Source organism: Aromatoleum toluolicum (genome assembly GCF_012911005.2).
In the GTDB taxonomy this organism is placed as follows: domain Bacteria; phylum Pseudomonadota; class Gammaproteobacteria; order Burkholderiales; family Rhodocyclaceae; genus Aromatoleum; species Aromatoleum toluolicum.
In genome coordinates, this window is sequence record NZ_WTVS01000214.1 from 1 (window position 1) to 447 (window position 447).

Annotated in this window: 1 protein-coding gene; it reads left to right on the forward strand. The window is 60.6% G+C overall.

Annotated features, from left to right (window positions below):
- Positions 1-245 (forward strand): hypothetical protein (locus GPA27_RS28430; RefSeq protein ID WP_169143741.1); only part of this gene is annotated, 245 nt, incomplete at its 5' end.
- Positions 246-447: the final 202 nt, after the last annotated feature.

Below are 447 nucleotides of genomic sequence, written 5' to 3' on the forward strand. Positions count from 1 at the left end.
GCATCGACATCCTGCAGACCGATACCGCGCAGTTGGCGAGCGAAGAGGCTGCCTGGTATCTGTGCGCGTTTGCCGCGCAACTCAACCAGGCCACCGGCGTGCTGGTGAGCATCGGCAGCGAGCTGGTCGCCGGGGGCCAAGAGGGTCAAAAGGCCGTGGTCAAACGCTACTACCTGCTGTCGCACCCGAAAGTTGCAGAAGCAACGCCCAGTGGCAACGGCAAGGCCAAAGCACCCGCGCGCTGATCCCTCCGGTTTCTCTTGTGCTCTGCAGCGACGTATGTGGCGGCACAGCACCGGACTCATGGTCAAAATCCATGGTCTTGTCCCAGCGCAGCGCCCCCGGTGCACACGCTACAGACATACGCTCATTTCCTACAATCCAGCCTTTTGTCCAACCATGGGCTCCCTGATGCAGTCGGCCTCTTCTCCTATCGGTGTATTTGAC